This window comes from Pseudomonas sp. NFACC46-3 (genome assembly GCF_900114515.1).
Taxonomy (GTDB): domain Bacteria; phylum Pseudomonadota; class Gammaproteobacteria; order Pseudomonadales; family Pseudomonadaceae; genus Aquipseudomonas; species Aquipseudomonas fluorescens_Q.
On record NZ_FOTH01000026.1, the window covers coordinates 55932 to 82272 of the forward strand.

Below are 26341 nucleotides of genomic sequence, written 5' to 3' on the forward strand. Positions count from 1 at the left end.
AGGCGCGGCAGATACGCCTTGAACCCCAGCGGGACGGTGGGGGTCTATGTTGCTCATGGCTTCTGGAGACTGCCTGTGCCTTTGACCCGTTTGATCTTTGCCTGGCTGCTGGTTGTTTCGAGTAGCGGTGCCGCGGCTCGCGAATATGCCTACAGCGATGCGCACCTGCATTACGTCGATTTTTTCCAGGAAACCGCCGGCATGCCCAAGTTGCTCCAGGCGATGGCGGACAATCGCATCGAGCATGTGATGATTTCCGGTGTGCCAGTGGCCAAGAAATGGCACGAAGACGAGCCCAAGCGTCCTCGTTATTACGCCGGTGACGATGCGGATGCCTATTGGTACAGCGCCACCGACGTGATTGTCGCCGCGGCGGTGAGCAAGCTGACCGACGAGCAGCGCCGGCACTTTCATCCATTCCTGTCGGGCTTCAATCCCAACGACAAGAACTCCGCCGCGCATATCCAGCGCATGCTCGACCTGTACCCGGGGCTGTGGCAAGGCATCGGTGAGGTGTTCACCCGCCATGACGACCTGACTGCGCTGACCTCGGGCGACACCCCGCGGGCCAACAACGAAGCCATGACGCGGATCTATCACTTGGCGGCCGAGAACGACCTGCCGGTGATGCTGCATTCCAACATCACTTCCAAGCGTGAGAAAAATCCGCTGTACCTGGCGGAAATCGAGGAGCCGTTGCGCAATCATCCGCACACGCGCTTCATCTGGGCCCACGCCGGTACCAGCATGGAAATCCATCGCCACCAGACCCGCTTGGATTTTCTGTTGCCGACCCTGACCCGCATGCTCGAGGCCTATCCAAATCTGTACATAGACCTGTCCTGGAGCGTGCTCACGCCGTACTTGCTGGACGAGGCGGGTGAGCCTCGGCAGGAGTGGGTACGCCTGGTAGAGCGCTTTCCGGAGCGCTTCATGGTGGGGTCGGACGTGGTAGGACGTTTCAACACGCTTGGCAAGGAGTTGCGCGGTTTCGATCCGTTCCTCGATGCCTTGCCCGAAGACGTGGCGCGGAAGGTGGCGCGGGATAACTTTCTTTCGGTATTGCCGCGCTCAGTGGCCCGCTAAGTCCGCTTTTGTGGCGAGGGAGCTTGCTCCCGCTGGGCTACGCAGTAGCCCCAAATCTGGCGACTGCTGCGCAGTCGAGCGGGAGCAAGCTCCCTCGCCACGGGATTATCGGTGGGCAGGGTTTGTCATCAGCCTGTCACTCCCGTGTCATACCCTCGCGCTCATCTCAATCAAGGAGCGCACTATGCACCTCACCCGTTCAAGCGCACTGGTCGCGCTGTGGTTGACCTGCGGCCTGGCACAGGCCGAAGTCCGTGTCGAAGGCCCGGTGGAGTACGGTGTTTTCGAAGGGCCGCAAGCCGAGCTGCAATCGGGAGAGCGGGTCCTGCGACGCAGCAATGAGCAGATCCGCCAGACCGAGAGCGTGCCGGCGAAGCTGGGCACCAAGTTCGGCATGCGCTACCAGTTGGCCGGCAAGGTCGCGGATGACCAGCCGTTGACCCTGTTGTACTTCACTCCCGGTATCCGTACCCCCGATGGCGTGCGCCACGACAAGTTCGAGGTCATCCAGAAACTGGTGCCCGGCGCGCCTCAGGATGTCATGGCCTACGAATTCACCGAAAGCCACGAAGTGGTGCCGGGAGAGTGGCGGTTCATGGTGTTCCAGGGCGATCGGCTGCTGACGCAGCAGCGGTTTGTGGTGCGCTGAATTCCATTCACCACAGACCCCATGTGGTGTAATTGAGCAAGGCGCAAAAAAAAGCCCCGAACCAGTCGGGGCTTTTTGTGTGCGGCTGTCGGCGGGGCTTACTTGCCCTGCCAGCGCTTCAGTACCAGGGTGGCGTTGGTGCCGCCGAAGCCGAAGCTGTTGCTCATCACGGTATTGATGGTGGCGTTTTCGCGAGTCTTGGTCAGGATTGGCAGATCGGCCACTTCTGGGTCCAGCTCGTCGATGTTGGCGGAACCGGCCATGAAGTTGCCTTCCATCATCAGGATGCAATAGATCGCTTCGTGAACACCGGCGGCGCCCAGGGAGTGACCCGACAGGCTCTTGGTGGAACTGATGGCTGGCGCCTTGTCGCCGAACACTTCCCGTACGCCCTTCATTTCCATCACGTCGCCCACTGGGGTCGAGGTGCCGTGGGTGTTCAGGTAGTCGATCGGGGCATCGACAGTGGCCATGGCCATCTGCATGCAGCGCACGGCGCCTTCACCGCTTGGTGCGACCATGTCGTAACCGTCGGATGTGGCGCCGTAGCCAACGATTTCGGCGTAGATTTTCGCACCGCGGGCCAGGGCGTGTTCCAGTTCCTCGACCACGACCATGCCGCCACCGCCGGCGATGACGAAGCCGTCACGGTCGGCGTCGTAGGCACGGGAAGCTTTTTCCGGCGTGTCGTTGCGCTTGCTGGACAACGCGCCCATGGCGTCGAACAGGAAGGATTGGCTCCAATGTTCTTCTTCACCGCCACCGGCGAACACGATGTCCTGCTTGCCCAACTGGATCTGCTCGACCGCGTTCCCGATGCAGTGGGCACTGGTGGCGCAGGCGGAGGAGATCGAGTAGTTGATGCCCTTGATCTTGAAGGGGGTAGCCAGGCAGGCCGAAACGGTGCTGCCCATGGTCCGCGTGACGCGGTACGGGCCAACGCGCTTGACGCCTTTTTCGCGCAGGATGTCCAGCGCTTCCATCTGGTTCAAGGTCGAGGCGCCGCCGGAACCGGCGATCAGGCCGGTACGTACGTTGGACACTTGCTCTTCGGTTAGGCCGGAGTCAGCGATGGCGTCCTTCATGGCCAGGTAGGCGTAAGCCGCCGCGTGGCCGACGAAACGGTAGATCTTGCGATCGATCAGCTCTTCGAGGGGAAGGTCAATGGAGCCGGAAACCTGGCTACGCAGACCCATTTCGGCATATTCCGGGTTGAACCGGATGCCAGGGCGACTTGCACGCAGGTTAGCGGAGACGGTCTCTTTGTCATTGCCCAGGCACGAAACGATGCCCAGACCAGTGATAACGACGCGGCGCATGCGGATAACCCTTAGAAGTTGTCAGTGGAGGTGAAAACGCCGACCCGGAGGCCTTCGGCGGTGTAGATCTCGCGACCATCCACGGCAACCGAACCATCGGCAATGGCCATGTTCAGCTTGCCCTTGAGGACGCGTTTGATATGAATGTTATAGGTAATTTTCTTGGCGGTCGGCAGGACCTGACCAAAGAACTTCACTTCGCCCGAACCCAGGGCGCGACCGCGACCCGGCAGGCCTTGCCAGCCGAGGAAGAAACCGACCAGTTGCCACATGGCGTCCAGGCCCAGGCAGCCCGGCATGACCGGATCACCTTCGAAATGGCAGGCGAAGAACCACAGGTCCGGAGTGATATCCAGCTCGGCGACCAATTCACCTTTGCCGTACTTGCCACCCTCTTCGCTGATATGGGTGATGCGATCCACCATCAGCATGTTCGGGGCGGGCAGTTGCGCGTTACCTGGGCCGAACAGCTCACCGCGACTGCAGCGCAGCAGATCTTCCCGGGTAAAGGCGTTTTGTTTGGTCATGCGAGCTCCTCAATAGTCCCATGCGGCAGGGTGGGGCAAATCTTCCCGGCCGACCGAAGCGTTCATGCCTCGAATCGACAGCCTACTCATAGACTATTGCGTTGTAGTGAAAGTCACAGCACACGGGAAATGAATGTACACCTGTGCACTGAAATTTTTATTCAAGCCCCAATCGAGGCTTGTTCGGGTGCCTAAGACTGCCGCACTTTCGCCTTTCACGCCAGTCACAGATGGTCCGGTGACCTGTTCTAATTCACCCAGCGCTGCAGAATCTGTTGCAGGTCGTTCCTTTTGAACGGCTTGGCCAGGTAATCATTCATGCCCGCCGCGAGGCAGGCTTCGCGGTCACCCTGCAAGGCGTTGGCCGTCAGGGCGATGATCGGCACCTCGCCGCAGCCCGGCAACTGACGGATCTGCCGCGTGGCTTCGTAGCCATCGATGATGGGCAATCGGCAATCCATGAGGATCGCTTCGAAAATCAGGCTTTCGGCGCTGCGTACAGCCTGGGCGCCATCGGTGGCGATGCTGACGGTGAAGCCCAGGCTGCGCAGCATGGCTTCGACCACTGTCTGGTTGACCGGATTGTCTTCCACCAGCAATACGTTGCGGCCTTCACCATCGCCGCTGCCGTTGGGCAGGCGCGGCGCCAGGGTCGGTGGCGTCTGGCGCGACAGGGCCAGCGGGATTTCGAGGGTGAACACCGAGCCCTGGCCTTCTTCGCTCTGGGCTCGCAGCGTCCCGCCCATGCGTTCGGCCAGGGTACGGGCGATCGGCAGACCCAGGCCGGTACCGCCGTAGCGCCGGGAGATCGAATTGTCGGCCTGCTGGAAGGCATCGAACATGCGCTCCAGGCTCTCGGCCGGGATTCCGATGCCACTGTCGCGCACCGCGCAGGTGAACCACAGCAGTTCGTGGTCCAGGGCCTGCCACTGGCATTGCACGGTGACACGGCCTTGCTCGGTGAATTTCAGCGCATTGCCGATCAGGTTGACCAGGATCTGCCGTATCCGCGTCGGATCGCCCTGGACCTGCAAGGCCTGCATGTCGTCCGGGACCAGCAGGTCCAGGCCCAGCTTGCGTTGCGCGGCGCTGTGCTGGAACGATTGCGCGCAACTGCCCACCAGTTCTGCCAGGTTGAACGGGATGTGCTCCAGCTCCAGGGCCGAGCGTTCGATGCGCGAGAAATCGAGAATGTCGTTGATCACCTTCAACAGGTGTTCGGTGGATTCCGAGGCCAGCGCCGTGTACTCGTGCTGCTCGTCGGTCAGGCGGGTGGTTTCCAACAACTGCAGCATGCCCAGTACGCCGTTCATGGGCGTGCGCAGTTCATGGCTCATCATCGCCAGGAATTCGGACTTGGCGCTGTTGGCCTTTTCGGCTTCTTCGCGGGTCTTGATCAACTGCGCCATGGCCTGGTGCTGTTCGCGGCTGGCTTGTCCCAAACCCTCGGCCAGGTTGTTGATGTGCCGTGACAAGGCCCCCAGTTCGGCGTCATCGACGATGGGGAGCGGGGTGCTGTAGTCGCCTTGCTGGATGGCCTTGACCGCGTTGCCGATGTCGCGGATCGGCCGGGACAGGTTAGTCGCCAGCCGGCGCGCCACCAGGAAGGTGAACAGCAGGGCGAACAGCGCAAGGATCGCGGCCTTGAACAGAATCTCCTGTTGCCGCTGACTGAAGGCGTCACTGGACATGCCGACGATCACGCGGCCCAGGTAATCTTCGCCGGAGGCCTCCACGGATGGGCTGTTGCCCTGCAGGAAATCATTGTTCAGGGCGATGCGCTGCAAGCGCACCGGGGCCTGGAAGACTTCGACCTGCTGGGCATGGCTGCGGGTTTGCTCGGGTTGTTCGACGTACACCAGGACCTTGTCGGTGCTGTCCTGGACCTCCAGGAAGCGCACGTGTGGGGTCGCCAGGGTGGCGGTGAGCAGGCTTTCCAACACTTCCTTGTTGCCGGAAATCACCCCGTATTCCGTGGCGGGGGCCAGTTGGTTGGCGATCAGTTGCCCGGTGTGATTGAGTTCCTGGCGCAAGTCCTGGATCCGCACGAAGGTAAAGAAACTGATCAGCAGCACAGTCAGCAGCAACGCCGGGCCGAGGGCGATGAGCTGGGTTCGGGTGTTGATGTCCCAACGGCGACGCAAGGTCATGGGCGGTGTTCTCCTTCGGCCAACGTTGCCGCGACGGATTCGGCATCAATCGGTTCGATCCCCAGCGAGCGGGAGACCTGCCGGTTGCCCAGGACCTTGAAACGGTCCGGATACAGGGTGCGCGGCCAAGTGGTGGCAGGGCGGTCGAGCAACTCGTCGAGAATCGCCAGCCAGTCTTGTTGGTCGCTATAGGTGCTGGCCAGGCTGCCGGCCTTGACGAATGCGGCGCTGGGCCCGATCAGGGCGCGTTGCCGGGCGTAGCTGCTGAGCAACAGGTTCTTCACTGTCTTGGGGTTGTACAAGTCGGGGTCATCGAGACCCAGCAGCACGTCGCTCTGGCCCAGCAGGTTTTGCAGGGGACGGCTGTCGTTGGTGTCGTCCCAGCGTTCGCTGACGATGGTCAGGCCCAGCGGTGCCGCGGCCTGTTGAATGTCCTTGAGCAGGAATTCGCTGTGGGTGTCGAAGAGCACGCCGACCCGTCGCACCTGCGGCAGGATGGCGCGGATCAGCCGCAATTGCCGCGCCATCGGTGGATCGCTCCACAGCAGGCTCAGGTGCGCGGGCGTTGCTTCGCCCAGGCGATCGCGGGCTTGCTGGCGGCTGATGCGCAGCACCAGGGTGGCCGGGCCCCGGGCGTCCTGCAGGCGCCAGTCGAGGCTGGGCAGGTCAAGCAGGATCAGGCGGACATTGCCCGGCAGCTTGTCTGGCGCTGGCAGGTCGGCCAGCGGCGTAAACCGCACGCTGTCTTCAGGGCGCAGGGTTTTCAGGGCCTGGGTAAAAGATTGCACGCCGGGGCTGTCCTCGGTGCCGGTCAGCAGGATTTCGGCGCCCCGGGCCTCGATGGTCGCCAGCCATCCGGCAAACACCAGGCATAGGGCTAGCGTCAGGCGGCCATGAAATGGCGTCTTGCGGGGTGGGCGTCGGAACATCTAGAAAGACAACTCCGCGCTGAAGTACACGACATGGCGGGAGTCGTAGCGATTGTCGGTAAACGTGGTGGGCTGGCTGTCCAGGCGCTGTTGCAGGACTCCCGCCAGTTCCAGGCTGGCCTTGCCTAGGGAAATGCGCCGGGCGAGGCGGGTGTCTACCCGTTCGTAGCGATAGCCATTGAGGGCATCGGCGGCGTAATAGAACAGCGCACTGTTCCAGCCTTGGCCCCAGTCCCGTAGCCAGCCGGCCGAACCGCTGTTGCGGGCGGTCAGTTGTTCGTCGAGGGGGGTACTGGCCTGGGCGTCGACATAGGCATAGGTCAGGCGCAGGCGGTCGGCGCTGGTCACGCGCCAGTCGACCTGGGTTTCGGCCCCGGAGAATTGCGATTCGTTGCTGTTGCTGGCGATGTACTGATTGTTGCGCAACGGTTCGCTGATCATGCCGGTGATTTCGTCATGGAACAGTTTTACGTCCACCGCCAGCGCCAGGTCCACGAAATAACCGTTGTAGCCCAATTCCCGGGAGCGCATGTGCTCTTGTTCCAGGTTACCCGGGCCGCGGGTCTGGACGAAATAACGGGCACTGTTCTGGCCGAAGGCGGCGGGTTGCAGGTTGGTGACCTGATAGCTCCAGTTGACGTTGTTCTCGAACATGTCCGGGGAGCGTACCGCTTCGGAGTACACCGCGCGCAGGCCGTGGCGGGGGGTGATCAGGTAGTTGACCGCGACCCGTGGGGTCAGCGAACTGCCGGTCAGGCGGGTGTCCTCGAACATCGCGCCGCCTTGCAACAACCAATGCTCGGTGGCCCGCCATTCGAGCTGGCCGAACAGGCGCCAAGTGGTGTCGTCCAGGGTGCCGTTGAAGTATGTCTGCGAATCGGCCCGGTCATAGCGATAGTTGGCGCCGGTGACCAGCCGCAGGCTGTCGGACAGGCTCAGCGTGTCCTGGATCTCCAGGTCGTAGCGCGATTCCCGGGTGCTCTGGTCGATATCGCCGCACAGGGTTTGCGAGGCGCCGTTGCGCCACTGGTCGAGCACCTGATTGGCCAACGCCTGTTCCTGTGGTGTGCCGGCTGGCGCGCCGCCGCTGATGTAGCTGGGGATATTGCGCGCCAGCTTCTCGGCATAGTAGGGATTGAGCTGCCACAGGTCGGTCAATTGCGGGCTGAAGGACACCTCGGCGTCGCAGGCGCGCCAGGTCTGCTGGCGATCCCAATGCTGGATCGAGCCCTGTACATAAAGACTGTGGTCGGCGTCCAGGTCCAGGTTCCAGCGCAGTGAGCCGGCGTAGTCCTTGGCGATCACGTCGGAGTTATCCCCAGCGGCGGTAATCCCGGCGAACACCGGGTGGTAGGTGTAGGGCCGCTGATTGGTCCCGTCCTTGGCGTTCAATTGCCAGTCGATACTTTGCTGCTCGTTCAACGTCTGGCTGACGGACAGGTTGAAGCGGTTCAGGCGGCGGCTGTCGCGGTAATCGGCGCCGTTGCGGTCGCTGTCAAAGCCATCGTCCTCCTGGCCGGACAACGACAACCGCAGGTCGCCGCCGTCCCAACCGCTGCCCTGGCTGGCGTACCAATCGCTGATGCCGCGCTGGCCACGGGTGATTTTCAGCCGGGTGCCGTGGCTGTCGGCCGGCGCGCGGGTGATGATGTTGACCACCGCCATCAGCGCATTGGCGCCGTAGCTGACGGTGTTGGGGCCGCGGAAGACTTCGATCCGCTCGATGTCTTCCATGGCCACCGGAATATCGCTCCAGTCCACCGTGGCCAGGCCGGCGCGGTACACCGAGCGGCCGTCGATCAGTACTTGCATGCGGCGGGCTTCGCTGGCGTTGGTGCCATGGTAGTTCACGGCAGCCTGGTTGCCGCTGATGTTGCCGACCATCATGCCGGGCACCAGGCGCAGCAGTTCGCTGATGTCTCGGGCGCCGCTGGTCTTGATCAACTCGCTGTCGAGCACGGTCATGCTGCCTGGCACAGCCGCTGGTGATTGCTTCAGGCGAGTGGCCGTCAGCACCTGGGGCAGGGGCTGGCTGTCCACGAACAGGTCGTCGCCCAGCACTGGCGGGCTGATGATCAGTGCCAATAGCAGGGACGAGCCAGGACGGGAAGGGCCAACGGACACGGCACAGCCTTTGCGATGGAGTGGATGGCGGGCATGTTAACCGAGCTGAACGACTTTTCCATTCGCGTTGACAGCATTTTCCTAGGAATTGATGGTCAGCTTCCTACAGCGGATGGTAATTGTTGCCGGGGCTGGTCGCGCTCTGGCCGCTCCGTATAATGCCCCGCATTGCCACTTGGTATGGATGAACGGATTGCATATGACTGAACAGCGCCCGATTGCGGTCCTGGGAGGCGGGAGTTTCGGCACCGCCGTGGCTAACCTGCTGGCCGAGAATGGTCACCCGGTGCGCCAGTGGATGCGTGACCCGGAACAGGCCGAGGCCATCCGGATCAATCGTGAGAACCCGCGTTACCTCAAGGGCATCAAGATCCGTCCGGAAGTGGAACCGGTGACTGACTTGCAGGCAACCCTGGAGGGCAGCGACCTGTTCTTCGTCGCCTTGCCGTCCAGCGCCTTGCGTTCGGTGCTGGCGCCCTACGCAGAACGCTTGAGCGGCAAGCTGTTGGTGAGCCTGACCAAGGGCATCGAAGCCAAGACCTTCAAGCTGATGAGCGAGATTCTCGAAGAAATCGCGCCCAAGGCTCGGATCGGTGTGATCTCCGGGCCGAATCTGGCGCGGGAAATCGCCGAGCATGCGCTGACTGCCACGGTGGTCGCCAGTGAGGATGAGGAGCTGTGCCAACGGGTCCAGGCGGCCTTGCATGGCCGCACCTTTCGGGTCTACGCCAGTGCCGACCGTTTCGGTGTGGAGCTGGGCGGGGCGTTGAAGAATGTCTATGCCATCATCGCCGGCATGGCGGTGGCGCTGGGCATGGGCGAGAACACCAAGAGCATGCTGATCACCCGTGCGCTGGCGGAAATGACCCGCTTTGCCGTCAGCCAGGGCGCCAATCCTATGACCTTCCTGGGGTTGGCCGGCGTGGGCGACCTGATCGTCACCTGTTCATCGCCCAAGAGTCGCAACTACCAGGTCGGTTTTGCCCTCGGCCAAGGCTTGAGCCTCGATGAGGCCGTGTCGCGCCTGGGTGAAGTGGCCGAAGGGGTCAATACCCTCAAGGTGCTCAAGGCCAAGTCCCAGGAGGCGGGGGTGTATATGCCGCTGGTCGCCGGGCTGCATGCGATTCTGTTCGAGGGGCGCACGCTTGAGCAGGTGATCGAGCTGTTGATGCGTGGCGAACCGAAGACCGACGTCGATTTCATTTCCACCAGCGGTTTCAACTGAACCTTTATTGACCGCAAGCAGGAGCGAGCCATGAACGATCCGCAAGGGCAACCCCAATACGAATCCATCCTGCTGCGAGTGCTGTGGATGGTGATTTACCTGCTGGTCTGGCAGGTGGCGCAATTCATCCTCGGCGCCGTGGTGCTGGTGCAATTGATCTATCGGCTGATCTACGGCGCACCCAGCGCCAGTCTGATGAATTTCGGCGACAGCCTGAGCCAGTTCCTGGCCCAGATAGGTCGTTTCGGCACCTTTCACAGCGATCAGAAACCCTGGCCGTTCGCGGACTGGCCGACCCCGCGCACGCCTGAAGGTGAAGCGCCTCACACCGTGGCGCCGGCGCCGCATCCCGCCCGGGACGAGGAGCCGAAGCTATGAAACTGTGGGTATTGCGTCATGGTGAGGCTGAGCCCCATGGTGTCCGTCCCGATCCGGAACGGGTCTTGACGGTGCACGGCCGCGAGGAGGTGTTGCTCAGCGCCGGTCGGTTGATGGGCGAGCCGTTGCGGGCCATCTACGCCAGCCCTTATGTGCGGGCCCAGCAGACCGCACAACTGGTGCGCGAAGCACTGGGGTTCGAACCTGAACTGATCACCGTCGATTGGCTCACGCCGGAGACCCGGCCGACGGAGGTGCTAAGGCATCTGGAGGACCAGGACGATGTACTGCTGGTCAGTCATAACCCATTGGTGGGCAGCCTGCTGGGCTTGTTGCAGCACGGCCATCTGCAAAAACCCGAGCAAGTGCAAACGGCTGGCCTGGCTGAACTGGAAGGTGACCTGCCCCTGGCCGGAGCGATGACGCTCAAGGGCATCCGGCACCCATAGGCAGGTTGGCAGCAAGGGTTGAGCACAGTAAAACCATAAAGGAACGACAACGATGAGTCTGTGGCGCACCACCCCCAACATCGAGCAATTGAACGCCGCCGGTAAAAATACCATCAGCGAAATGCTGGACATTCGTTTCGAGTCTTTCGACGACGAATCCCTGACCGCCAGCATGGTGGTCGATCATCGCACCCACCAGCCGTTCGGCCTGCTGCATGGCGGTGCTTCGGTGGTGTTGGCCGAAACGGTCGGGTCCATGGCGGCCTATCTCTGTGTCGATGCCAGCAAGTTCTATTGCGTGGGCCTGGAGATCAACGCCAACCATCTGCGCGGTGTGCGCAGCGGACGGGTGACCGCCACGGCCCGGATGGTCCACCTGGGCCGCACTACCCAGGTCTGGGACATCCGCCTGGTCAATGACGAGGGCAAAGTCAACTGCGTGTCGCGCCTGACCATGGCCGTGGTGCCGCTGGGCGAGCAACCGCCGGCGCGGTGAAACATGAATACAGGTTTGTGACTGATGGACCGCTCTTGTGGCGAGGGAGCTTGCTCCCGCTGGGCTGCGAGGCGGCCCCCTAAACCCATCGACGCGGTTAGCCTGGCACACCGCGTCGCCTGGTTTTGGGCCTGCTTCGCAGGCCAGCGGGAGCAAGCTCCCTCGCCACAGGGTTTCATCGCTCATGCAACCCCATAGCCCAAGCCCGACTGTCATCATTCCTGTCAGTTACGGTCATTGCCGTGCCGTCGGGTTCTGCGGACAATCTGCCCCAGTTCCCCCAATGGATCGGCTGTCATGTCGCAACAGATTTTTTTCGCCCACGCCAACGGTTTTCCCTCGGCCACCTACGGCAAGCTGTTCGCCGCGCTGGCGCCGCAGTACCAGGTCGCGCATCTGGAGTTGCACGGCCATGACCCGCGTTTTCCGGTGGACGATAATTGGCACAACCTGGTGGACGAACTGATCCATCACCTGGAGCAGCAAGCGGCGCCGGTGTGGGGCGTCGGTCACTCCCTGGGCGGCGTGCTGCACCTGCACGCGGCGTTGCGCTGCCCCGAGCTGTATCGTGGCGTGGTCATGCTCGATTCGCCGCTGCTGACCCGTACCGACCAGTGGGTGATCCTGGCCGCCAAGCGCCTGGGCTTCATTGACCGCCTGACGCCAGCGGGCCGGACCCTGGGTCGGCGTGAGGAGTTCGCCGACCTGGCGTCGGCCCGGCAGTATTTTGCCGGCAAGACCCTGTTCCGCAGCTTTGATCCGGATTGCTTCGACGCCTACCTGCAACACGGTCTGCAACAAGTCGGCGACCGGTTGCGGCTGCGCTTCGACCCGGCCACCGAAATCAGCATTTACCGCGGCGTGCCGCACACCAGCCCCGGGCGGCCCCGTAAGCTCAAGGTGCCGCTGGCCGTGGTGCGCGGGCGGCAGAGTCGCGTGGTGATGCGTCATCACACCCGTTCGGTGGGACGTATGCTCCATGGCGAATCCTTGAGCATGCCCGGCGGCCATATGTTCCCCCTCGAACGTCCGCAGGACACGGCCAACCTGCTCAAGAACCTGTTCCAGCGTTGGGAAGGGCGCAGCGCATGAGTGTGGTCGAGGAAGTCCGCCTGAGCCTGCCGCACATCGAATTGGCGGCCCACCTGTTCGGGCCGGAAGACGGGCTGCCGGTAATTGCCCTGCACGGCTGGCTGGACAACGCCAACAGTTTCGCCCGCCTGGCGCCCAGGCTCGAGGGTCTGCGGGTGATTGCCCTGGATATGGCCGGTCACGGTCACTCCGGGCATCGGCCACTCGGTGCCGGTTATGCCCTCTGGGACTACGCCCACGATGTGCTGCAAGTCGCCGGGCAACTGGGCTTGAAGCGTTTCGCCCTGCTGGGGCACTCCATGGGTGCCATTGTCTCGCTGGTACTGGCCGGCTCCCTGCCGGAGCGGGTGACGCACCTGGGGTTGATCGACGGGGTCATTCCTCCGACAGCCAAAGGCGATAACGCGGCCGAGCGCATGGGCATGGCCCTGCAAGCCCAGTTGGACCTGCAGCAGAAACGCAAGCCGGTCTACAAAACCCTCGAGCGTGCCATCGAAGCACGGATGAAGGGGCTGGTGGCGGTGAGTCGCGAGGCCGCCGAATTGCTGGCCCAGCGCGGCCTGATGCCAGTGCCCGGGGGCTATACCTGGCGCACCGACAATCGCCTGACCTTGCCATCGCCTTTGCGCCTGACCGATGAACAGGCCATGGCGTTCGTGGCGCGGGTCGCTTGTCCGGCACATCTGGCGGTGGCCGCCGACGGCATGCTGGCCCAGCACCCGGAGTTGCTGGAGCGTCTACCCTTCAGTCATGAGCAGTTGCCCGGCGGCCATCATCTACACCTGAACGACGAGGTCGGTGCCACGCTTGTAGCAGACTGTTTCAATCGGTTCTTCACCGTTCCTTGACTTGCGGCGGGCAACTGTCGAGGCTGGGCGGGTTGAAAGGGAGACAACCATGACAGACCTCTGTTTATCAGCCTCGCGGTGCATCGACGACGCCCGTTGCGTCCAAGCGTCCCAGGCCAAGCCGACCCGATGAAATTATCCGTTCACTCACTCGTCCTGCTGGTGCTGGCCTGCTTCAGCCCCGCGTCGTTCGCCGTCGATGTGCCAGGCAGTCGCGACCTGGAGCGTGTGCCGCGCATGCCCGACGCGCAGATTGTCGATTACCGGCAAACCAGCGACCTGGAACGCGTCTATCCCATGGGCTCGATCCGCAAGATCAGCGGCCAGTTGCGCTTCGACGGCCAGGTCGATGCCCGTGGGAACGCCACGTCTGTTACTTACGAACTGCCGCCGGAACATTCCGCCACCCAGGCCTTTACTGCCGCGCGCGAAGCGTTGCAGAAACAGGACGCCGAGTTGTTGTTCTGGTGCCAGGCCCGCGATTGCGGCGAAAGCAGCCTGTGGGCCAACGATGTCTTCGGCAACGCCAAGCTCTATGGCGCCGACAACGGCCAGGCCTTCCTGCTGCTGCGCCTGGCTCCACCGGCGGACAACACACTGATTGCGCTGTATGCCATCACCCGCGGCAATCGCAAGGCCTACCTGCATGTCGAGCAGTTCGAGGCGAATGCACCGCTGGGGGACCTGCTGCCGACGTCGGCCACGCTGCTGCGCCAGCTCAAGGACACTGGGGGCCTGGATTTACCGCGTCTTGCCGGTGAGCCAGACGACACCTGGTTGCGCCTGTTGTCCCGGGCGCTGAACCTGGACACGGGCTTGCGGGTCAGTATCGCCGGTCCCCGGGCCGAGGATTGGATCGAGGCGCTGGCGGGCCAGGGCGTTCGGGCGGCGCGCATGGAGGCCGCCAGCGGCGAGGCGGCGGGATTGCACCTGGAGTTGCTGCGCTAAGCTGTCTCGGGGCCGCGGGTTTCACGCCGTTGCCTCGCCCCTGTTCATTTTTTCGAGACCCTACATGATCAATAACGATCGGCTGTTGGTGCAGATCCTGCTCCTGGTGTTGTTCGGCGCAAGCCTCTGGGTCATGGCGCCGTTCTGGTCGGCGCTGTTCTGGGGGGCGGTGCTGGCGTTCGCCAGTTGGCCGCTGATGCGCCTGCTGACCCGCTGGGTCAATGGCCGCGAATCCCTGGCGGCGGCGCTGCTGACAGTAGGCTGGATGTTGTTGGTGGCGGTGCCGCTGGTGTGGCTGGGTTTCAACCTGGCCGACCATGTGCGTGATGCCACCGTGTTCATCAAGGACGCACAGGTCGACGGCCTGCCCGAAGCCCCGACCTGGTTGGCCGGTGTACCGCTGGTGGGCGAACGGCTGGTCGGCATCTGGAACAGCATCGACCAGCAGGGGGCCGCGCTGATGGTGTCCGCCAGGCCTTACCTGGGGCAGGTCGGCAACTGGCTGCTGGCGCGCAGTGCACAGATTGGTGGTGGCATACTCGAGCTGACCCTGAGTATCGTGTTCGTGTTCTTTTTCTATCGCGACGGCCCGCGCCTGGCGGTATTCGTCCACGGGTTGCTGGAGCGTCTGATCGGCGACCGTGCCGGTTACTACATCGAGCTGGTGGCTGGTACGGTGCAACGGGTGGTCAACGGCGTGATTGGCACCGCGGCGGCCCAGGCCGTACTGGCGCTGATCGGCTTCCTGATCGCCGGGGTCCCGGGGGCGCTGGTGCTGGGTATCGTCACGTTCCTGTTGAGCCTGATCCCCATGGGGCCACCGCTGGTGTGGATCCCCGCAACGGCGTGGCTGGCGTGGAAGGGTGAGTACGGGATGGCGGTGTTCCTGGGCATTTGGGGCACGTTCATCATCAGTGGCGTGGACAACGTGCTCAAGCCCTACCTGATCAGCCGTGGTGGAAACCTGCCCTTGGTCATCGTGCTGCTGGGGGTGTTCGGCGGGTTGATTGCCTTCGGTTTCATCGGCCTGTTCATCGGCCCGACCCTGCTGGCGGTGGCGTATAGCCTGTTGACGGACTGGAGCAAAAGCCAGGCGCGGTAACCCATCCCAGAGGCAAGTACAAACCTTTGTGGCGAGGGGATTTATCCCCGCTGGGTTGCGAAGCGACCCCAAAAACTGCCGGCTCGGTCAGCCTGACACTCCGGGTCGTCTGATTTTAGGGCTGCTGCGCAACCCAGCGGGGATAAATCCCCTCGCCACAAGTGAGTTTCAATCCAGGCTTGCCGGTGAATCAGGTCGCCACGTTCAGGTGTTTCCCTACAGTGGCGACGTTATCCAGCGAGTACTGCCGGCTGAGGTTGGCGATCATTCTGTTCAACGCTTCGCTGACATTGGCCTGTTCGGTGGAACTGTCGCTGCGGCGACCGGCCTGCAAGGCGCTGCTCAGTTCGCTGGCGGTGGCGTCGCCATCGGCATCGAGCTGGCTGAACAGCTCTTCACCGGAGGCCTGTTGCGGTGGTGGCGGTGGTGCAAGGCTGGCGGAGAGTTCGTCGAGGCTGACAGTGCCGTCTTCATTCTTGTCCAACGCCGAGAACACTTGCTGGCTGTCGGCATCGCTGTCCGTGCTGGCCAGGCCGTTGCTCAACTCATCGCTGCTGACCGAGCCATCACCGTCGCTGTCCAGGACGCTGAGCAGCGCATCGGCCAGTTCGGTATTCGGCGCCTGGCTCCGTGGCGGCGGAGGTGGTGGCGCCATTGCGGCCATTTCCTCGCTGCTCAGGTCACCACTACCGTCACTGTCCAGGTCGCCGAAATTGTCGCTCAGGCTGACCAGGATGCCATCGTCGCTTTTTTGCGACAGGGCAGTGCTCAACTCTTCCTGATTGACCGAACCGTCGCTGTCACTGTCGAGCTTGCTCAGCAGTTCCTTTTGAAACTGCTGGCTGCGGGCACTGCTGGTTGCGGTACTGCTGGTGCTGGTATAGGTGGAGTAACTGCTGACGCTACCGATCATGGGCGCTCTCCTTGGGCTGGGATAGCCGGTGGGTGCACCGGCTTATGCAGCCTCTGCGAGGGAGTTGTCTGGGGTGTGTGGAGTTTGTACCGGTGGGTGTACAAACTCAGTCCCGGCGCAGTGTCGAGTGTGGGAGCGAGCAAGCCCGCTCCCACAGAGGGACATCGGTGGGATTCAGGTGCGAGGCAGGCTGATCACCGCTGTCAAACCGCCCCCTGGCGTCTCTTCCAGGGTCAATTGCCCGCCCAGGCGTTCGGTGGCTTCTCGGGCGATGGTCATGCCCAGGCCGACGCCGCCGGAGTTGCGGTTGCGTGAGCCTTCCAGGCGAAAGAACGGCTCGAACACCGCCTCGCGTTTGTCCGCCGCAATACCGGGACCATGGTCGATGACACGAATCAGCACCTGCTTATGTTGGTCTTCCAGGCTAATCAAGGCATGACCGGCGTAGCGCAGGGCATTGTCGATGAGGTTGTTGAGGCACGAACGCAGCGCCATCGGTTGCACCTGCAGCGGTGCACAGCTACCGCTGACCTGTACATCGGCGCCCTGGTCCTGGGCGTTTTCGCTCAACGATTCCACCAAGGCCTGCACGTCCATCCATTGCAACGCTTCACTGGTGCGCTGTTCGTGCAAGTAGGTGAGGGTGGCATCGAGCATGCCGATCATGTCGTCCAGGTCCTGGCGCATCTGGCCTTGCAGCTTGATGTCATCGATCTGCTCCAGGCGCAGCTTGAGCCGCGAAAGCGGCGTGCGCAGGTCATGGGACACCGCGCCGAGCATGCGCGAACGCTGCTGCACCTGCTCGCGAATCCGTTGCTGCATCAGGTTGAACGTATGGGCTGCCTGTCGCGCTTCACGGGGGCCGCTTTCATCCAGCGGCGGGCTGTCGAGGTTTTCGCTCAGGCGCTCGGCCGCATCGCTCAGGCGCTGGATGGGGCGGGTCAGGAGCTTGGCGCCGTACCAGGCCGCGACGATCAGGCACACGAATTGAAAGGTCAGCGGCACCAGCGGGCCGCCGAACCAGGGGCGTGCAGGGCGGTTAGGGGGCGGGCCGAAGCGCGGGGGGCTTTCGGCCTGTCGGGAAAATTCCGGCGGTGGCCCGGGAGGCGGCCTGTCGTATTGAGAAAACCAGGCAAACGCCAACAGGTGCGCCAGGACAATCGCCAGCAACAGCACGCCAAACAGGCGGCCGAACAGGGAGTCGAGGCGCAGTTGCATCAACCGATGTCCCGCGCGTCGAACAAGTAGCCTTCACCACGCACGGTCTTGATCAGTTGCGGGGCCTTGGGGTCGTCGCCCAGCTTCTGGCGCAGGCGTGATACAAGCAGGTCGATGCTGCGGTCGAAGGCCTCGATGGAGCGCCCGCGAGCTGCGTCCAGCAGTTGTTCGCGGCTGAGCACCCGGCGCGGTCGTTCGATGAAGACCCACAACAGGCGGAACTCGGCATTGGACAGCGGCACCACCAGCCCATCGGCGGAGATCAGTTGGCGCAGCACGCTGTTGAGCCGCCAGTTGTCGAAACGGATATTGGCCCGATGTTCGCTGCGGTCGTCGCGCACCCGGCGCAGGATGGTCTGGATACGCGCCACCAGCTCCCTGGGTTCGAATGGTTTGGCCATGTAGTCATCGGCGCCCAGCTCCAGGCCGATGATGCGGTCGGTGGGCTCGCAGCGGGCGGTGAGCATCAGGATCGGGATGTCCGATTCGGCGCGCAGCCAGCGGCACAACTGCAAGCCATCTTCACCCGGTAGCATCAGGTCGAGCACGATCACGTCGAAGTGCTCTGCCTGCATTGCCTGGCGCATGGCCGCGCCATCGGTCACGCCGCTGGCTCGTATGCTGAAGCGGGCGAGGTAATCGATCAGCAGCTCGCGGATCGGCAGGTCGTCATCGACGATCAGCGCGCGGGTGGTCCAGCGCTTGTCATCGTCGGGTACTTTTTGATCGTCAGAATTTGCAACAGGGGTGTTCTGCATGGATGCATCATCTGCCAGGTAGGCTGCCAACCGCAAAGAAGGCGGCGAGGTTGAGCCCTCAGCATAAGGCTTCGTGCCGCGAGGCGTGAAGCGCTGAAAGGACGGGTTGCGGCGGCGGACGGTAGCGTGTCGACGTGTTGTACGCATGTCATGAATGTATCGGCTTCGACACAAAGGCCGGTATCGTCCATGCTGCTGGGGGACGATGATATTTACCGATCATCGGGTCCCGCACGGGCGCTCGTTCCGCTACAATGCGCGCCGATTTCGACTTGCCTGAGAGCCCGCTCATGTCCGCCTGCCAGACGCCCATTATCGTCGCCCTGGATTTCCCCTCCCGTGACGCCGCCCTGAAGCTGGCCGACCAGTTGGACCCCAAGCTTTGCCGGGTCAAAGTCGGCAAGGAACTGTTCACCAGTTGTGCTTCGGAAATTGTCGGGACCCTGCGCGACAAGGGTTTCGAAGTGTTCCTGGACCTGAAGTTCCACGATATTCCCAACACCACCGCCATGGCCGTCAAGGCAGCTGCGGAGATGGGCGTGTGGATGGTCAACGTGCATTGCTCCGGTGGCCTGCGCATGATGGCGGCCTGCCGTGAAGTGCTGGATCAGCGCAGCGGCCCGAAACCGTTGCTGATCGGCGTAACCGTGCTGACCAGCATGGAGCGCGAGGATCTGGCCGGGATCGGCCTGGACGTCGAGCCTCAGGAGCAGGTGCTGCGGTTGGCGGCGCTGGCGCAGAGGGCCGGCCTGGACGGTCTGGTCTGTTCGGCCCTGGAGGCCAGCGCCCTGAAAGCGGCTCACCCGTCGCTGCAATTGGTGACCCCGGGGATTCGTCCGGCGGGCAGCGCCCAGGACGACCAGCGTCGCATCCTGACTCCGCGCCAGGCGCTGGACGCCGGTTCCGATTACCTGGTAATCGGCCGTCCGATCAGCCAGGCCGCCGACCCAGCTCAGGCGCTGGCGGCGGTCGTGGCCGAATTGGCCTGACCTGACACCGAAGATCCCTAATGTGGGAGCAAGCTCGCTCCCACAGTTGTTTTGTGTCAGACCTTCAATACCAACTTCCCGAAGTTCTCCCCACTGAACAATTTGGTCAGTGTCTCGGGGAATGTCTCCAGACCTTCGACAATGTCCTCCTTGCTCTTGAGCTGTCCCTTGGCCATCCAGCCGGCCATTTCCTGTCCAGCGGCGGCGAACTGTGCGGCGTAGTCCATGACCACGAAACCTTCCATGCGCGCCCGGTTGACCAGCAGCGACAGGTAGTTGGCGGGGCCCTTCACCGCGTCCTTGTTGTTGTACTGGCTGATGGCGCCGCAGATCACCACGCGGGCCTTGAGGTTCAAGCGGCTGAGCACGGCATCCAGGATGTCGCCCCCGACGTTGTCGAAATACACATCCACGCCCTTTGGGCATTCGCGCTTGAGGCCGGCATGAACGTCTTCGTTCTTGTAGTCGATGGCGCCGTCGAAACCCAGTTCATCGACCAGGAACTTGCATTTATCGGCCCCGCCGGCGATGCCCACCACGCGACAGCCTTTGATTTTGGCGATCTGCCCGGCGATGCTGCCCACCGCACCGGCGGCGCCTGAGAGCACCACGGTCTCGCCCGCCTTGGGCGCGCCGACGTCCAGCAGGGCGAAATAGGCAGTCATGCCCGTCATGCCCAGTGCGGACAAATAACGTGGCAGCGGTGCCAGTTTCGGGTCGACCTTGTAGAAACCTCTTGGCTCGCCGAGGAAATAATCCTGCACCCCCAACGCACCGTTTACGTAGTCCCCGACCGCGAACCCCGGGTTGTTCGAGGCAATTACCTGGCCGACACCCAATGCTCGCATCACCTCGCCGATGCCGACCGGCGGGATATAGGACTTGCCCTCGTTCATCCAGCCGCGCATGGCTGGGTCCAGGGACAGGTATTCGTTTTTCACCAGGATCTGGCCGGCGGCCGGTTCGCCGACCGGTACTTGCTGATAGGTGAAAGTCTCGCGGGTCGCCGCGCCTACCGGGCGTTTGGCGAGCAGGAACTGGCGATTGGTCTGGGCAGTCATGGCGGGCACTCAAGATGAATGAAGCCTTGTTGATAGACCTTCGAAGCATTTGCCGCAAGGTCTGCTGATACAGCGAATGCAGTTCGATCCAACGCAGTGATAGTTCGCCCAGGGGCCTTATCACTGGCGCCCATGAGCGCTCAACCGGCAGTTGGATAGTGCTGCCGCGTCCTCGGGACCTGTGGCTAGACTGGCGGCATCTCCCGCATTCTTCGAGGAACAGACAATGAGCATGACGTTTTCCGGACAGGTCGCCGTGGTTACCGGCGCTGCCGCTGGCATCGGCCGGGCCACTGCCCTGGCGTTCGCGGCAGAGGGGCTGAAAGTGGTGGTGGCGGACCTCGACGTGGCGGGTGGCGAGGGCACGGTGCAGTCGATTCGTGATTCGGGCGGCGAAGCGGTGTTCGTGCGCTGCAACGTGACGCTGGAAAACGATGTGCAGCAGCTGATGGACGAAGTGATCAAGACCTACGGTCGTCTTGACTACGCCTTCAACAACGCCGGGATCGAGATCGAGAAGGGCAAGCTGGCCGACGGGACCCTCGATGAGTTCGACGCGATCATGGGGGTCAATGTGAAGGGCGTCTGGCTGTGCATGAAGTACCAGTTGCCATTGCTGCTGGCCCAGGGTGGTGGCGCGATCGTCAATACGGCCTCGGTGGCGGGCCTGGGTGCGGCGCCGAAGATGAGCATCTATGCAGCGTCCAAGCATGCCGTGATCGGCCTGACCAAATCGGCCGCCATCGAATACGCCAAGAAGAAAATCCGCGTGAATGCGGTCTGTCCGGCGGTGATCGACACCGACATGTTCCGTCGCGCTTATGAGGCGGACCCGAAAAAAGGTGAGTTCGCCAATGCCATGCACCCGGTGGGGCGTATCGGCAAAGTCGAGGAAATCGCCAGCGCCGTGCTGTATTTGTGCAGCGACGGCGCGGCCTTCACCACGGGCCATTCCCTGGCGGTGGACGGCGGCGTCACGGCGTTCTGAGGACTTGCCCTTCGGCTTGTAGGACGAAGCCCGCACTGCTTGCGGGCTTTTTCGTGGGGCGCTCGAAAAAACCTCGGAACGGTCCTTCAATGTGTTTCAAAGGGTGAGAATCGACGGTTTTGGCGACGTTGTCGTACATCGTCCCGTTGCGGCCTGTGCTTAACTGTTTCCGGAAATAAAACAAATGCTTAGGAGCTTGGTTACTCATGGAGTTGAGAATCGACCGACAGGCCCTGGTGCCTGTCGTGCAGCAAATCGTTGACGCGCTGACCGGCTGGATCCGACAGGATGCGGTACAACCGGGAACTCGGCTGCCATCCGTCCGCCAACTGGCGCGGGAGAACCTGCTCAGCCAGTCCAGCGTCAATGAAGCGTGTGAACGCCTGGTCGCCCAAGGCCTGTTGGCGTCCCGCCATGGTTCCAGCTTTTTTGTCGCACCACCCCCGTCGCCCGGGCCCGAGCCCACTGATCAGAATCGACAGCAAGCCACGTTCACCGACGGGGGCGACAGCTCGCAATGGGAGTTGAAGCTGGGGTGTGGCGGGCTGCCCGAGAGCTGGCGTGAAAGCGATGACCTAGGCTATGCGATCCGCCAGGTCACTCGCACCGACATGGCGGGATTGTTCAACTACAGCACGTCGTTGGGGCTGCCTGCCCTGCGTGAGCAACTGTCCAGGCGCTTGAAACAATTCAATATCGAGGTCGATAAAGACCTGATCCTGACCACCACCGGGGCGACCCACGGGCTGGACCTGATCGTACGGACACTGTTGCCGCCGGGTTCCCGCGTGGTCGTGGAGAGCCCCGGTTATTCCAGCCTGTTTGACCTGCTCAGGTTGCACGACATCGACATGATCGAACTGCCCAGGACCCCACGCGGCCCGGACGTCGATGCGCTGCAAGACCTGCTGGCGATGCACCGGCCCACTGCGCTATTCGTCAACAGCGCCTGCCATAACCCGACCGGCACCAGCCTGGCTCCGGCCGTCGCTCAACGGCTGCTGCAATTGACGAAGGAGCACGGCGTACTGGTGATCGAAGACGATGCCTATGGCGATTTCCAGAGCTCGGCGCGGACCCGGCTCGCGGCACTGGATCCCGAGGTGGTCTACGTGGGCAGCTTTTCGAAAACCCTGAGCAGTTCGTTGCGCGTCGGTTTCGTGGTGGCCGGACCTTCCATCATTGCGCGCATGAGCGAGGTCAAGGGCATTACCAGCATGGGGGGATCGCGGTTCTGTGAGTCGGTCCTTGCCTGCCTCCTGGCCAATGGCGCCTATCGCAAGCTGGTCCAGCGCCAGCGGCAGCGTCTGGGTGCCGATATGGCGGCGCTGTTGCAGGTACTGGAAGACGCCGACTGGGAGGTCTTTGGCAAACCGGCCGGCGGGCTTTTCATCTGGGCAAGACCGCCATTGTGTGACTACGCTGGAGTACAGCGCCTGGCCAGGCGTTTTGGCGTGCTGCTGTCTTCGCGTAGCGCATTCAGCCCTTCGGGTGCCGACAGTGACTGGCTACGGATCAACGTGGCGTATGCCCGTGACCCCAGGGCGCTGGCGTTCTTCCGGGCAGCGGCTCTGGATCGACCTCTAGTGTCCTGAAAACGACGCAGCTGTAGCTTTTTGCCATTATTCCGACGCCAGCATCTTGTGTTGCAGGGCGTCTCGTTGCGAATCTGCAATCAACACACACTGGCAGAGGACTGAGCGCAATGATTTCCGCCGTGCAAGGACGTTTTGCCAACCTGGGTATGGCAAAGAAACTGGGTATCGGATTTGTCCTGGTGCTGTTGCTGACCGCAGTGGTCGCGGCCATCGGTGTCTGGTCCCTGCAGACCATCAGCCATCGCTTCGATGGCCTGAAACAGATGTCGTCCCTCAACAGCGGGTTGCTCAAGGTCCGGCTGCTGGAGCAGGAATACGCCTCGCGCTCCGACCCCAAGACCGCCGATGCGTTGCGCCAGGGGGTCGACGCTCTGGTGGCCCAGGCGAACGAACTCAAGGTGCAGTCGGCTGCCAACGTGCCGGTGATGAACGACGTGGAGCAGGCGCTGGGCGCGTATCGCAAGGCGTTCGACGAATTTGTCGGGTTGAGCCAGAGCAAGGACCTGGCGCTGGAAATGGCCAGTTGGTCGGTGTCCAGCGTCGCCAATAACCTGGATGTGTTGCAGGCCGGGCTGGCGGATGATGGCACCTATACCTTGAAAGATTCCGAGGGCAAGGAGGGGGCCGAGTTCATCGAGCAGGCCAACCAGGTCAGCGAAGTATCCCGCTTGATGTTGCAGGCCATGAACGAAGCGCGGGTCCGCCTGGACCAGAGTCGCAAAGGCAATGTTGAGGGCGCCGGAGAAGGCAGCATCGAACAGGCCGAGCAGGCGATGAAACAGGCCGAAGTGCTCAAGACCACGGTCAAGGACCCGGGTTACCAGACCGTGCTGAATGAAGTGGCCGGGCATATCGCCGGGTTCAATGAACAATTGGCCGAATACACCGGCCTGCTGGCGAAGGAAAAAGTCGTCTACCAGCAACTGCACGAGCGGGCCGATCAAGTGGTGGCGCGGGTTGACCAGGCCTTCGGTGCCGAAGACCAGGCCATGCAGACCGAACTGAAGAAAAATTCGCTGCTGATCATCGGTTCGTCGGCCTTGGCGTTGCTGGTGGGATTGATCGCGGCGTGGGTCATAACCCGGCTGATCGTGACGCCGCTGCGCAGTGTCATTCGCGTGGCCCAGCAGATTGCGTCGGGTGACTTGAGCGCCACGGTGGAAGTGACGCGCCGAGACGAAATTGGTCAGTTGATGCAGGCGATGCAACAGATGGGAGCGGGGCTGAGCAGTATCGTCAGCGGCTTGCAGGCGGGTATCGAGCAATTGGCCAATTCGGCCCAATCGCTGTCAGCCGTGACTGAACAGACCAACCTGGAAGTCAGTAGCCAGAAAGAAGAAACCGAGCAGGTCGCCACGGCGATGAACCAGATGACGGCCACGGTGCATGACGTGGCACGCAATGCCGAAGAAGCCGCACAAGCGGCCCAGACTGCCGACGACAAGGTCGAAAGCGGCCAGCAGGTGGTGCGTCAGAGTATGGTGCGCATCGAACAGCTGGCCGATTCGGCCACGTCGGCCAGTTCCAGCATCGAAAGCCTCAGCGCCGAGATCCAGAACATCGGTACGGTGCTGAGTGTGATCAAGAGCGTGGCCGAGCAAACCAACCTGTTGGCGCTCAATGCCGCTATCGAGGCGGCCCGGGCCGGGGAGCAGGGCCGGGGCTTTGCGGTCGTGGCCGATGAGGTGCGGGCGTTGGCCAAGCGCACGCAACAGTCCACCGAGGAGATCGAGCGACTGGTGAGTGCCCTGCGTTCAGCGGCCCAGGCTTCCGTGCAGCAGATCCAGAGCAGCGGCGAGTTGGTGAAGATGGCGGTCAGCGATGCACTACAGACCGAAAGCGCCTTGGGCAGTATTGCGGCGGCGGTATCACTGATCCAACAGATGAACCAACAGATCGCCGCGGCAGCCGAGCAGCAGAGCTCGGTGGCCGAGGAGATCAATCGCAGTGTCACCAGCATTCGCGCCAGCGCCGATCAATCGTCCCTGGCGATGCGCGGCAATGCCGCTTCCAGCATCGAGCTGGCGCAGTTGGGGGTTGAGCTTAAGGGGATGGTGGGGCATTTCAAGTTGTGAGTCCGCGATAGCAGATCCAACATTCCAACAGTTTTGCCTGCCTGGCGGCGTACGGGCATAGTTTACAGCCCCGTGGCGACGGAGCTTGCTCCCGCTGGGCGGCGAAGCAGACCCAAGATTCGTGGGAGCGCTGCGCACTCCAGCGGGAGCAAGCTCCCTCGCCACAGAAACTCCACCTGCACAGGGAGGAGCCGTATCAGTCGTAGACTTTCTTCTTCTTCCACTCGTCGTTGACTTCGGCTTCCTTCAGCCCTTCGGTCAACTGGTTGACTTCGCCTTCGACCGGCTGGGTGCTGGCCAGGACCTGGGCATTGGCGCGGGCCAGGAGTTTTTCCAGGTAGGCCAGTTGTTCGGCGTAGACCTGGGGTTCCTGCTGCTTGCGCAGGTACTGCACGCCGCGCTCGAAGGCCAGGCGGGCCTGCCCGGGTTGTTCTTGCTGCAGGGCTTGCTGGCCGAGGTTGTTGAAGAACTCGATGTGCAGCAGTACCAGAATGTGCCGCACTTCGCGAATCCAGCGCTTGGCTTCGTTAGGCGGCAGGAAACCGTCCTGGGCGGCACGGGTGATCTGGCCGTGCAAGGCCTCGAGCAGAAAACGTACGTCCTTGGCCTTGGCTTCGGTCTGGATCGGTGCCGGTGGATTGTTCACCGGGATCGATTCACCTTGGGCGGCCAGTGCGCTCAATTCGTCCAGGCGTGCCTTGACCGCAGAATTGGTTTTCTCCAGGTTCAGCAGGCGCTGACAGACGTTCATCTCAAGGCGCGTCATCAACAACTTCAGGGCAGGGGTCATCAACTGCCCGGGGAAGGTTTCGGTGAGCTCCCCACAGCGACGCATGCGGTCGTTGAGTTCTACCTTGGTGCGGGCCTTTTCCAGCTTGTTGTTTTCCACCACGTGGTTCATGTAGCCAATGGCGATCAACAGGGCGATCCCGGCTACGACGAGCAGGGTGATCATGAGTGGTGTCACCGGTAAGACCTCTTTATTGTGGTACGCATGTCATGAGTGTAGTGGCTTGGCTTTTAAGCGCATAGGTCCGAGCGACGCGATTAGACGGGCGTCGTGCTGTTTATAGGAAGCATAACCGGATGGGTGCACATTGCCATCATTTGCCGGGCTCGACTATAGCGTCTCGGCGGGTGACAGAATATAGGCGCCAGAGACCGGGCGGGTAAAATGTCCGGATCGCCCCCAAACCGGGCGAAGTCATTGATTTAAATAAATTTATATCTGGGGGTTGACGACCCTTCAATCCATCCATAGAATGCGCGCCACTTACAGCGTAAAGCACTCAGCCAAACGCTGTAAGCAGTGAATGTTGTACGTGTGTCCCCTTCGTCTAGTGGCCTAGGACACCGCCCTTTCACGGCGGTAACAGGGGTTCGAGTCCCCTAGGGGACGCCAATGCGGGAATAGCTCAG

General features: G+C 62.4%; 24 protein-coding genes, 1 tRNA gene and 1 pseudogene. 16 read left to right on the top strand and 10 right to left on the bottom strand.

The window, feature by feature from the left end; all coding sequences use genetic code 11:
* The first annotated feature begins 69 nt into the window (after positions 1 to 69).
* Together BM300_RS22560 and BM300_RS22565 are read left to right on the top strand one after the other, a co-directional pair.
* Complete coding sequence (locus BM300_RS22560) at positions 70 to 1086, top strand: amidohydrolase family protein (protein ID WP_170862094.1); 1017 nt, start codon at positions 70 to 72, stop codon at positions 1084 to 1086.
* 184 nt (positions 1087 to 1270) lie between these two features.
* Positions 1271 to 1735 (top strand): DUF3859 domain-containing protein, encoded by a 465-nt coding sequence (locus BM300_RS22565; protein ID WP_063324852.1) that lies wholly within the window; start codon positions 1271 to 1273, stop codon positions 1733 to 1735.
* Positions 1736 to 1833: 98 nt separating this feature from the next.
* Here BM300_RS22565 and fabB read toward each other — a convergent pair whose 3' ends face one another.
* The 5 genes from fabB to BM300_RS22590 all read right to left on the bottom strand — a co-directional run bounded on the left by fabB (position 1834) and on the right by BM300_RS22590 (position 8784).
* The gene (gene fabB / locus BM300_RS22570; protein ID WP_063324853.1) at positions 1834 to 3054 is read right to left on the bottom strand and encodes a beta-ketoacyl-ACP synthase I; all 1221 of its coding nucleotides are present in this window, start codon (positions 3052 to 3054) and stop codon (positions 1834 to 1836) included.
* An 11-nt stretch (positions 3055 to 3065) separates the two neighbouring features.
* Positions 3066 to 3581, bottom strand: coding sequence for a 3-hydroxyacyl-[acyl-carrier-protein] dehydratase FabA (gene fabA, locus BM300_RS22575; RefSeq protein ID WP_003204400.1), 516 nt, complete (start codon positions 3579 to 3581; stop codon positions 3066 to 3068).
* Positions 3582 to 3829: 248 nt separating this feature from the next.
* Entirely contained in the window at positions 3830 to 5731 is a 1902-nt protein-coding gene (locus BM300_RS22580; protein WP_092147853.1) for an ATP-binding protein, read from the bottom strand.
* A complete protein-coding gene (locus BM300_RS22585) occupies positions 5728 to 6660 on the bottom strand; it encodes an ABC transporter substrate-binding protein (RefSeq protein WP_092464085.1) in 933 nt (310 codons plus the stop codon). The genes BM300_RS22580 and BM300_RS22585 overlap by 4 nt, the downstream gene beginning before the upstream one ends.
* A complete protein-coding gene (locus BM300_RS22590) occupies positions 6661 to 8784 on the bottom strand; it encodes a TonB-dependent receptor plug domain-containing protein (protein ID WP_092464089.1) in 2124 nt (707 codons plus the stop codon).
* 199 nt (positions 8785 to 8983) lie between these two features.
* On the opposite strand from BM300_RS22590, the gene BM300_RS22595 reads away from it, so the two are divergent.
* The 8 genes from BM300_RS22595 to BM300_RS22630 all read left to right on the top strand — a co-directional run bounded on the left by BM300_RS22595 (position 8984) and on the right by BM300_RS22630 (position 15322).
* Positions 8984 to 10009, top strand: a complete 1026-nt coding sequence (locus BM300_RS22595) for an NAD(P)H-dependent glycerol-3-phosphate dehydrogenase (RefSeq protein ID WP_092348780.1) — start codon at positions 8984 to 8986, stop codon at positions 10007 to 10009.
* Positions 10010 to 10039: 30 nt separating this feature from the next.
* On the top strand, positions 10040 to 10387 hold the full coding sequence (locus BM300_RS22600; RefSeq protein ID WP_003204392.1) for a DUF4389 domain-containing protein: 348 nt from the start codon (positions 10040 to 10042) through the stop codon (positions 10385 to 10387).
* Positions 10384 to 10836: a phosphohistidine phosphatase SixA gene (gene sixA, locus BM300_RS22605; protein WP_092147865.1), complete on the top strand. Its 453-nt coding sequence runs from the start codon at positions 10384 to 10386 to the stop codon at positions 10834 to 10836. The genes BM300_RS22600 and sixA overlap by 4 nt, the downstream gene beginning before the upstream one ends.
* A 52-nt stretch (positions 10837 to 10888) precedes the next feature.
* On the top strand, positions 10889 to 11332 hold the full coding sequence (locus tag BM300_RS22610; protein WP_063324859.1) for a hotdog fold thioesterase: 444 nt from the start codon (positions 10889 to 10891) through the stop codon (positions 11330 to 11332).
* 297 nt (positions 11333 to 11629) lie between these two features.
* Positions 11630 to 12424, top strand: a complete 795-nt coding sequence (locus BM300_RS22615) for an alpha/beta fold hydrolase (protein WP_092147868.1) — start codon at positions 11630 to 11632, stop codon at positions 12422 to 12424.
* Positions 12421 to 13272, top strand: coding sequence for an alpha/beta hydrolase (locus BM300_RS22620; protein WP_092464092.1), 852 nt, complete (start codon positions 12421 to 12423; stop codon positions 13270 to 13272). The genes BM300_RS22615 and BM300_RS22620 overlap by 4 nt, the downstream gene beginning before the upstream one ends.
* A 129-nt stretch (positions 13273 to 13401) precedes the next feature.
* Positions 13402 to 14220, top strand: a complete 819-nt coding sequence (locus BM300_RS22625; RefSeq protein ID WP_092464095.1) for a DUF4892 domain-containing protein — start codon at positions 13402 to 13404, stop codon at positions 14218 to 14220.
* Positions 14221 to 14284: 64 nt separating this feature from the next.
* On the top strand, positions 14285 to 15322 hold the full coding sequence (locus BM300_RS22630) for an AI-2E family transporter (RefSeq protein ID WP_092147876.1): 1038 nt from the start codon (positions 14285 to 14287) through the stop codon (positions 15320 to 15322).
* Between the two features lie 190 nt (positions 15323 to 15512).
* Here BM300_RS22630 and xopAW read toward each other — a convergent pair whose 3' ends face one another.
* From xopAW to BM300_RS22645, 3 genes are all read right to left on the bottom strand, one after another.
* Positions 15513 to 16235: an EF-hand domain-containing protein gene (gene xopAW / locus BM300_RS22635; protein ID WP_092464098.1), complete on the bottom strand. Its 723-nt coding sequence runs from the start codon at positions 16233 to 16235 to the stop codon at positions 15513 to 15515.
* Between the two features lie 174 nt (positions 16236 to 16409).
* Positions 16410 to 17453, bottom strand: a complete 1044-nt coding sequence (locus BM300_RS22640) for a sensor histidine kinase (protein WP_092464101.1) — start codon at positions 17451 to 17453, stop codon at positions 16410 to 16412.
* Complete coding sequence (locus tag BM300_RS22645) at positions 17453 to 18211, bottom strand: response regulator (RefSeq protein WP_092147885.1); 759 nt, start codon at positions 18209 to 18211, stop codon at positions 17453 to 17455. Before BM300_RS22645 ends, BM300_RS22640 begins: the two co-directional genes overlap by 1 nt.
* Before the next feature lie 290 nt (positions 18212 to 18501).
* Between BM300_RS22645 and pyrF the strand changes: the two genes are divergently transcribed.
* Positions 18502 to 19200: an orotidine-5'-phosphate decarboxylase gene (gene pyrF / locus BM300_RS22650; RefSeq protein WP_170862093.1), complete on the top strand. Its 699-nt coding sequence runs from the start codon at positions 18502 to 18504 to the stop codon at positions 19198 to 19200.
* Between the two features lie 56 nt (positions 19201 to 19256).
* On the opposite strand, the gene BM300_RS22655 is transcribed toward pyrF, so the two are convergent.
* Positions 19257 to 20261, bottom strand: coding sequence for an NADP-dependent oxidoreductase (locus BM300_RS22655; RefSeq protein WP_063324866.1), 1005 nt, complete (start codon positions 20259 to 20261; stop codon positions 19257 to 19259).
* Between the two features lie 226 nt (positions 20262 to 20487).
* Here BM300_RS22655 and BM300_RS22660 point away from each other — a divergent pair, with 226 nt between their 5' ends.
* The 4 genes and pseudogenes from BM300_RS22660 to BM300_RS31855 all read left to right on the top strand — a co-directional run bounded on the left by BM300_RS22660 (position 20488) and on the right by BM300_RS31855 (position 24922).
* Positions 20488 to 21249, top strand: a complete 762-nt coding sequence (locus tag BM300_RS22660; RefSeq protein WP_057451989.1) for an SDR family oxidoreductase — start codon at positions 20488 to 20490, stop codon at positions 21247 to 21249.
* 206 nt (positions 21250 to 21455) lie between these two features.
* Complete coding sequence (locus tag BM300_RS22665) at positions 21456 to 22844, top strand: aminotransferase-like domain-containing protein (RefSeq protein WP_092224705.1); 1389 nt, start codon at positions 21456 to 21458, stop codon at positions 22842 to 22844.
* A 992-nt stretch (positions 22845 to 23836) separates the two neighbouring features.
* Positions 23837 to 24061, top strand: a pseudogene (locus BM300_RS31850) (HAMP domain-containing protein); the annotation flags it as partial.
* On the top strand, positions 24059 to 24922 hold the full coding sequence (locus BM300_RS31855) for a methyl-accepting chemotaxis protein (protein WP_371914669.1): 864 nt from the start codon (positions 24059 to 24061) through the stop codon (positions 24920 to 24922). The pseudogene BM300_RS31850 and the gene BM300_RS31855, both read left to right, overlap by 3 nt.
* A 196-nt stretch (positions 24923 to 25118) precedes the next feature.
* Here BM300_RS31855 and BM300_RS22675 read toward each other — a convergent pair whose 3' ends face one another.
* Complete coding sequence (locus BM300_RS22675; RefSeq protein WP_092147893.1) at positions 25119 to 25877, bottom strand: hypothetical protein; 759 nt, start codon at positions 25875 to 25877, stop codon at positions 25119 to 25121.
* Positions 25878 to 26248: 371 nt separating this feature from the next.
* Here BM300_RS22675 and BM300_RS22680 point away from each other — a divergent pair.
* Positions 26249 to 26324, top strand: a tRNA-Glu gene (locus BM300_RS22680).
* Positions 26325 to 26341: the final 17 nt, after the last annotated feature.

What these genes read in the sequence shown, in the direction of transcription:
- BM300_RS22565 (WP_063324852.1), top strand. Translation starts at nt 1,271, where the DNA reads ATGCACCTCACCCGTTCAAGCGCACTGGTCGCGCTGTGGTTGACCTGC.
- fabB (WP_063324853.1), bottom strand. Translation starts at nt 3,054, where the DNA reads ATGCGCCGCGTCGTTATCACTGGTCTGGGCATCGTTTCGTGCCTGGGC.
- fabA (WP_003204400.1), bottom strand. Translation starts at nt 3,581, where the DNA reads ATGACCAAACAAAACGCCTTTACCCGGGAAGATCTGCTGCGCTGCAGT.
- BM300_RS22580 (WP_092147853.1), bottom strand. Translation starts at nt 5,731, where the DNA reads ATGACCTTGCGTCGCCGTTGGGACATCAACACCCGAACCCAGCTCATC.
- BM300_RS22585 (WP_092464085.1), bottom strand. Translation starts at nt 6,660, where the DNA reads ATGTTCCGACGCCCACCCCGCAAGACGCCATTTCATGGCCGCCTGACG.
- BM300_RS22595 (WP_092348780.1), top strand. Translation starts at nt 8,984, where the DNA reads ATGACTGAACAGCGCCCGATTGCGGTCCTGGGAGGCGGGAGTTTCGGC.
- BM300_RS22600 (WP_003204392.1), top strand. Translation starts at nt 10,040, where the DNA reads ATGAACGATCCGCAAGGGCAACCCCAATACGAATCCATCCTGCTGCGA.
- sixA (WP_092147865.1), top strand. Translation starts at nt 10,384, where the DNA reads ATGAAACTGTGGGTATTGCGTCATGGTGAGGCTGAGCCCCATGGTGTC.
- BM300_RS22610 (WP_063324859.1), top strand. Translation starts at nt 10,889, where the DNA reads ATGAGTCTGTGGCGCACCACCCCCAACATCGAGCAATTGAACGCCGCC.
- BM300_RS22615 (WP_092147868.1), top strand. Translation starts at nt 11,630, where the DNA reads ATGTCGCAACAGATTTTTTTCGCCCACGCCAACGGTTTTCCCTCGGCC.
- BM300_RS22620 (WP_092464092.1), top strand. Translation starts at nt 12,421, where the DNA reads ATGAGTGTGGTCGAGGAAGTCCGCCTGAGCCTGCCGCACATCGAATTG.
- BM300_RS22625 (WP_092464095.1), top strand. Translation starts at nt 13,402, where the DNA reads ATGAAATTATCCGTTCACTCACTCGTCCTGCTGGTGCTGGCCTGCTTC.
- BM300_RS22630 (WP_092147876.1), top strand. Translation starts at nt 14,285, where the DNA reads ATGATCAATAACGATCGGCTGTTGGTGCAGATCCTGCTCCTGGTGTTG.
- xopAW (WP_092464098.1), bottom strand. Translation starts at nt 16,235, where the DNA reads ATGATCGGTAGCGTCAGCAGTTACTCCACCTATACCAGCACCAGCAGT.
- BM300_RS22640 (WP_092464101.1), bottom strand. Translation starts at nt 17,453, where the DNA reads ATGCAACTGCGCCTCGACTCCCTGTTCGGCCGCCTGTTTGGCGTGCTG.
- BM300_RS22645 (WP_092147885.1), bottom strand. Translation starts at nt 18,211, where the DNA reads ATGCAGAACACCCCTGTTGCAAATTCTGACGATCAAAAAGTACCCGAC.
- pyrF (WP_170862093.1), top strand. Translation starts at nt 18,502, where the DNA reads ATGTCCGCCTGCCAGACGCCCATTATCGTCGCCCTGGATTTCCCCTCC.
- BM300_RS22655 (WP_063324866.1), bottom strand. Translation starts at nt 20,261, where the DNA reads ATGACTGCCCAGACCAATCGCCAGTTCCTGCTCGCCAAACGCCCGGTA.
- BM300_RS22660 (WP_057451989.1), top strand. Translation starts at nt 20,488, where the DNA reads ATGAGCATGACGTTTTCCGGACAGGTCGCCGTGGTTACCGGCGCTGCC.
- BM300_RS22665 (WP_092224705.1), top strand. Translation starts at nt 21,456, where the DNA reads ATGGAGTTGAGAATCGACCGACAGGCCCTGGTGCCTGTCGTGCAGCAA.
- BM300_RS31855 (WP_371914669.1), top strand. Translation starts at nt 24,059, where the DNA reads ATGGGAGCGGGGCTGAGCAGTATCGTCAGCGGCTTGCAGGCGGGTATC.
- BM300_RS22675 (WP_092147893.1), bottom strand. Translation starts at nt 25,877, where the DNA reads ATGATCACCCTGCTCGTCGTAGCCGGGATCGCCCTGTTGATCGCCATT.